This is a genomic window from Aequorivita todarodis (assembly GCF_028561335.1).
Lineage (GTDB): Bacteria > Bacteroidota > Bacteroidia > Flavobacteriales > Flavobacteriaceae > Aequorivita > Aequorivita todarodis.
In genome coordinates, this window is the sequence record NZ_JAQQTG010000008.1 from 48,015 (window position 1) to 54,014 (window position 6,000).

At 38.5% G+C, this 6,000-nt stretch carries 6 protein-coding genes; 3 read left to right on the plus strand and 3 right to left on the minus strand.

The annotated features are described in order from the left end of the window. Window positions 1-21: 21 nt before the first annotated feature. On the minus strand, window positions 22-1,710 hold the full coding sequence (locus POV26_RS03880; RefSeq protein ID WP_272855171.1) for a S8 family peptidase: 1,689 nt from the start codon (window positions 1,708-1,710) through the stop codon (window positions 22-24). A 65-nt stretch (window positions 1,711-1,775) separates the two neighbouring features. Between POV26_RS03880 and POV26_RS03885 the strand changes: the two genes are divergently transcribed. The 3 genes from POV26_RS03885 to POV26_RS03895 are packed head-to-tail and all read left to right on the plus strand — an operon-like array spanning window position 1,776 to window position 4,322. Next, window positions 1,776-2,504 carry a methyltransferase domain-containing protein gene (locus tag POV26_RS03885; protein WP_272855172.1) on the plus strand — a complete coding sequence of 243 codons (729 nt, stop codon included), beginning with the start codon at window positions 1,776-1,778 and terminating at the stop codon, window positions 2,502-2,504. Further along, complete coding sequence (locus tag POV26_RS03890; RefSeq protein ID WP_272855173.1) at window positions 2,501-3,397, plus strand: glycosyltransferase family 2 protein; 897 nt, start codon at window positions 2,501-2,503, stop codon at window positions 3,395-3,397. The genes POV26_RS03885 and POV26_RS03890 overlap by 4 nt, the downstream gene beginning before the upstream one ends. Then, the gene (locus POV26_RS03895; RefSeq protein WP_272855174.1) at window positions 3,390-4,322 is read left to right on the plus strand and encodes a glycosyltransferase family 2 protein; all 933 of its coding nucleotides are present in this window, start codon (window positions 3,390-3,392) and stop codon (window positions 4,320-4,322) included. The genes POV26_RS03890 and POV26_RS03895 overlap by 8 nt, the downstream gene beginning before the upstream one ends. Here the strand turns inward: POV26_RS03895 and POV26_RS03900 are convergent. Next, window positions 4,305-4,724 carry a sugar 3,4-ketoisomerase gene (locus POV26_RS03900; RefSeq protein WP_272855175.1) on the minus strand — a complete coding sequence of 140 codons (420 nt, stop codon included), beginning with the start codon at window positions 4,722-4,724 and terminating at the stop codon, window positions 4,305-4,307. The two genes, POV26_RS03895 and POV26_RS03900, sit on opposite strands and share 18 nt — an antisense overlap. Next, window positions 4,711-5,820, minus strand: coding sequence for a glycosyltransferase (locus tag POV26_RS03905; protein ID WP_272855177.1), 1,110 nt, complete (start codon window positions 5,818-5,820; stop codon window positions 4,711-4,713). Before POV26_RS03905 ends, POV26_RS03900 begins: the two co-directional genes overlap by 14 nt. Window positions 5,821-6,000 lie beyond the last annotated feature (180 nt).

Genomic DNA, 6,000 nt, shown 5'->3' on the forward strand with positions numbered 1-6,000 from the left:
CCAAAACCGTCCAATTCATTTTCAATCATTCAAAATGCTCGGGTCGCGCAGTTGCAGTTCGCATTCCTTTTTTAGCGTTGGGTCAATGCTAAGATGAATTTTTCCTTTCGCGTTCGGTTTCAGAACCGTATTTTCAGAAATTACGATTCGCTTTTTTGAGGTAAGATTTAAGGTTGCTTCTTCAGTAAATTTCTGATTTTGCATAACGACTTCAGAAATGGAAGTCAGTTTAAAATCCCAGCGACTGAACCGTTGGTTCTCAATTTTTACAGGTTCTCTTTCAGCAAACATATCGAAAACCATTTTTACCGCCCGGCCTGTATTCAGCATTCCCGCACCGTACATTCCCGCATAGGGTTTGTTGGGTTCTACGTCGTCTATATTGGTAGAAGTGAATTTTATAATTGTTTCAACCTCTTCCGCGGGAAGACAGGGATAAAGTGAAAACATGAGGCCGATAGTGCCCGTTACCAATGGCGCCACTCCCGAAGTTTGGTTGAATTGGCTAACGTCAACAAAACCATTCAAGGCAAGCTCACCATACCTAAAAATCCCGGTTGAAGGAGCTACAATGTCTATTGCACTATTTATGTTTCTAATACTTACTGGATAAATAAAAGGCACCGTTGTAGTATCATTATTTTTGAATCCTGCAGTACGCCCTATATAGTATCGAACATTTTCAACATAGTAAATTTTCTCTTTTTCCAAATATTGAATATTTTCAGTAAAATGCTGATAGCGATGAGAAGCAGAGGAAACCGCAATCACTTTGTCATAAGATGCGGGATAATAAGGCTTCTTTCCTTTAGTAATTGTAAAGTTTGGATTATGGCCTATCGCAACCACAACAGTGCCATTGTCCATCATCTCATAAACAGCTTGTTGCGCAGTTTCATAATACCGAGAGGTGCCCCAACTACAATTTATAACTTTCACTCCCATTTCAGAAAGTTCCACTAATTGCTCTAAAGTATTTAGATGTCTATAATTTGTGGCATAAATGCTACAATCATAACACACTCCCGGAATACCATATGCATTGTCTCCTTGCCCCGCCGCAGATTCAGCTACTGAAAAACCATGACCTTTTGCCAAAAAGGATTCCCTAATAATCTTACTTTTTCCAGCAAACTCCTTATCGTCAGTTTTTATGGAACCATCCGAAATTCCAACAATAATATCACGTGAGCCTGTTGTATAGTACCAAGCTTTTGGGACCTCCATTACATCAAGATAGTCCAGATTTACTTGCGCTCCCAAATTATCACCAACCGTACTGGTCAATCCGTAATCATTAGGTTCAAAAATTTTTTTGTCTTCCTCAGCTATCAATTCGCCAAACTCAAAGAGATGGGAAGCATTCTGTAGCAAATCCGTCATCATTGTTTCTTTATCGGCAATCACGAAAAAGGTTTTTTTTAAGTTTTGTTTTTTGGCGTGTTTCCAAGTTTTTTTGAAGATTTTGATTTTATAATTTTTCAAAGCTGCTTCTAACCTTGCATCATCCCCAGTATAGTTCAGATAGTCTCCATTCTTTATGAATTTCGGCACAAAGGAAGTATCACGTGCACGAAGGTAAAACCAAGCCTCCTCTTGGGCGTACACAGAAAAGGTAGAAAAAACAACAAAAGCTAAAATGAAGGAAGTCCGCACGGCTGATACTTTTTTTACAAGATACATCTTTTTTGAAATTAGTGAATGATCCATATTTTTTTAAATCAAATAGAAACACAAATTTCCCGCATCCAAAAACTTTCCTGTATTTTAGCAACATGTACCAAAGCCTGAAAAAAGTAGCGCTTTCCGTGATTCCCAAAAAAATCCTTTTTAAAAATGAGGTTTTTTTTAGGTCTGTTTTTTCATTCTACCTTCGCGGAAAAGAATACGAATGCAAGGTTTGCGGCAACGGAATTAAGAGGTTTATCGAAATACCCGATGGCGACCTGCTCTGTCCCTTTTGTGGTAGCCGATCGCGAACAAGAAGACTTTATTCCTTTCTCAATGAAAATAATTTAATCCACGGAAAAGTGCTGCACTTTTCACCTTCGCGAAGTGTTTACAGATTGCTGAAGAAAAACCCGAACATTACCTATTTCAGCACCGATTTTGAAGATGAATTTCTTGCGGATTATAGGTACGACATTACCCAGATTCCTTTAAAGAACGATTTTTTCGACCTGATAATTTGCTATCATATTTTAGAGCATATTGAAGACGATAAAAAAGCAATGGAGGAATTGTACCGAGTTTTAAAACCTAATGGAACTTGCATCATTCAAACTCCTTTTAAAGAAGGTAGTATCTACGAAGATTTTTCAAAAAAAACTCCCGAAGAACGCTTGGAAGCCTTCGGGCAGGAAGACCATGTGCGCATCTATTCGGTGGAAGGATTGCGGCAAAGATTGAAAGAAAACGGTTTTCAGAAGGTGGAAATCAAAACTTTTCCGGCAAATAGGCGTTACGGGTTTATGGAAGAAACTGTACTGATCGGCAAAAAATGATTTCAATCCTCATCCCAACATACAATTACAGTGTAGTTTCATTGGTTGAAAACCTCAATAAACAATGCAAAAGCGCAGCTATTGCCTATGAAATATTGGTTTTTGACGATGCTTCAACCGAAAATAGCTTAGTTGAGGAAAATTCAAAAATAAATACATTTCAAAATTGCAGGTTTCAGGTTTTGGACGAAAATATCGGCAGAAGTAAAATAAGGAATCTTTTGGCTGAAAAGGCAAAGTATGATTGGTTGCTTTTTTTGGATGCTGACGTTTATCCTTCCAACGCCGAATTTATAGCGGACTATTTGGCGGCCTTTTCGGAAGGAAGTTCCGTGGTTTTTGGGGGAATAAAATATCCAGAAAACAATGTTAAAAATTTCAGTTTGCGCTATAAATACGGCACCGAACGCGAAAGCCTGTCGCTTGCCGAACGCCGAAAAAATCCGTACCGGAGCTTTATAACGATGGGCTTTGCCATAAAAAGGGAAGTTTTCCAAAACATAAAATTCAACGAAAAGCTTGCCGGTTATGGCTATGAGGATTCCGTTTTTGGGTATGGACTTCAAAAAAACAACGTTCCATTGCTGCATATCGATAATCCCGTGGTGCATTTGAATCTGGAAACAAATGAAGTTTTCATAAAAAAATCAAAGTTGGCACTTCAAAATTTGATGAATTTTTACAAAACCGGTGCTATTGATAGTGAAACCGTAAAAATTTTAAAAACCCATTCAAAATTAAAAAAATGGAACATGTTGTTTGCGGTGCGCGGATTTTTTAAAATTTTTGAAAGACCCCTACTTAAAAACCTACATTCCCCAAAACCTTCACTTTTCCTTTTTGATTTGTACCGCTTGGGGTATCTTAGTTGTCTAAAACCAAAAGATGCCTAAATTTTCCGTCGTCATATCGGTCTTCAACAAAGAAAAATACATTGCTGACACCTTAAAAAGTGTATTGGCGCAGACCTTTACGGATTTTGAAGTAGTAATTCTGAATGATGGCTCAACGGACAATAGCGAGGCTGAAATCTTAAAGTTTGACGATCCCCGTATCCGGTATTTTTCAAAGGAAAACCAAGGTGCCGGTGCGGCGCGAAATTTTGTTATTAATGAAGCAAAATATGACTATATAGCACTATTGGACGCAGATGATTTTTTATTGCCTTTCTATTTGGAAGAACAAGCAAGGCTGATTGCCGAATTTCCCAACGAATCTGTTTTTGCTACGGCAATCAAAATTGAAAAAAAAGGTAAAATTTATCCTTCTGAATATTCAGTGCGAAATTTACAACCAAACGCGATTCATATTGTCAACTTTTTTTCAGCGAGTTTTTTAAATTCAATACTTACCAGCAGCAGTACCGTTCTTCACAAAAATGTGTTTTCAAAAGTAGGGTACTACGATCCATCCATAAAAAGCGGGCAGGATACAGATTTGTGGATTCGAATAGGCCTAAAATATCCCGTTGTTTTTTTGAATAAATCTTGCGCAATTTACCGATATGCGATAGCAAGTCTTTCCAATTCAACATTAAAAGTATCGCAAAAAGCTTCATTTGAAAATTACGAACCATTTGAAAAAGACAATCCCGCCCTTAAAAAGTTTTTGGATTTAAACAGGTATTCGCTTTGCATACTGGCCAAAATAGAAGGAAACAAAGAAGCTTTTCAGAAAAATTTTCAAAAAATAGACCCCGAAAATCTCAGCAAAAAACAACAGTTTTTGCTCCGCCAAAACAAAACCATTTTGAAGTATTTGTCAAAGACAAAAAATAATCTGGAAAAGCTCGGCCTGCGATTAGGCACCTTTAAATAGCTTAAATTCATCGTACTCACGGATGTAATCGTCTTCGTTGTATTCTGCACTTACCAAGGAAAGGCAAACGGCGCCCGAAGAAAAATCTTCCAATTCCCGCCAAACCCCATTGGGAATCAGCAAACCCCTATCGGGTTTGTTCAACGTTATGGTCCTGCGTGTTTTGCCATTGTCCAAAACAACGTCAAAACTGCCACTTAGCGCAATTAAAAACTGCTGCAGTTCTTTGTGGGCGTGGCCGCCACGGGTGGAGGAACTAGGAACATCGTACAGATAATACACCCGTTTTATGGTAAAGGGCAAAAAATCCTTTTCCACCACCGAAAGGTTTCCGCGACCGTCCGGATCGCTAATTTTCGGGATTTCCTTAAGTTCTATTTTATCCAAATCAACGTATTGCATTGTGTAAAGTTTGGTTCCATTTTTCAGAAATGGCCTGCATTGAAAATTTTGCTACGGAAGATTTTGCGTGCTTTTTCAGCGTTTCATAAAGTTTATTATCAAAGCATAAATTCCGCAGCGCTTCCGCAAATAAAGGTAAACTTCTTTCGGCAATCAGCAAACCATTTTTTTGGTGCTGTACGATTTCCGAAGGGCCCGAAACTATGTCCAACGAAACCACGGGTGTTCCCAAGGAGAGCGATTCCACAAGCACCATCGGGAAGCCTTCGTATTTGCTGGTGAGCGTAACGCAACGGGCATTTTTAATAATTTCGAAAGGATTTTTGGTGAAGGGGAGAAATATAATTTGCCGCGCACCCTCCTTGGAAGCAGCCCGTTTTTGAAGCTTTTCCCTATCCGTTCCGTCCCCCAAAATGACGAGGTGCACATCGTTATCCCAAACTTTGGATCGCGAAAAAGCTTCCATCAAAAACGAAAAATCCTTTATGGAATCGTCCAGCCTGCCGTAGGAAAGTATGTATTTTTTGTTTTGGAGTATTTCGGGAAACTCGCCATTTTGTTCAGCCCAAGCAGGGTCGAAAGCGTTGTGGATGGTTACTGAATTAGAAATGCCTTCTTTCCTTAAAATTTCAGCTTCAATATATTCGGAAACCGCCACGTTCAACAGGTTTTTTTGACAGATTTTTGAAAATGCCGATGGATTTTCCGTGAGATACTCCGTCTTTTTGGAACTGTGCACTACATAAATTTTCTTCAGCTCGCGATATATAAATTTGGAATAGAACAGCTCGCGCTCAAAATTATTTTTCGGACGATGATCGATAATTACATCAAAGTTTTCCTTTTTTAAATAATTTCGAAATTTCCGAAAGCGCAGCAATCGCCTCACCATCGAATCGTTTTCGGTCTTCAATTTTCCCAAATTCAGCATTTTACCGCTAAAAGGGTAATCTACCTCATCGTTCAAAATTACCAAATGCACCTCGTGGCCCTTCGCCTCCAACATCTGCGAAAGCATAGCGCACGACCGCTCCAAACCGCCTTTTGCAAGCGAAATGGAAACCAGGCATACTTTAAATTTCCTTTGGGAAGTCATCAATTATTATTGTGTATTTTTGAACGAACTTGGCAAAGATAACTTTATAAGAGTAACCCGTTGTGCATTATGATTTAAAAGAAAAAAGTTGTCCATATTACTGATAATCAGTATCTTGTTTTAGCCATAAAACATTATATATGAACAACTTAAGTGCAAATTACGAAAGAATATTGGAAG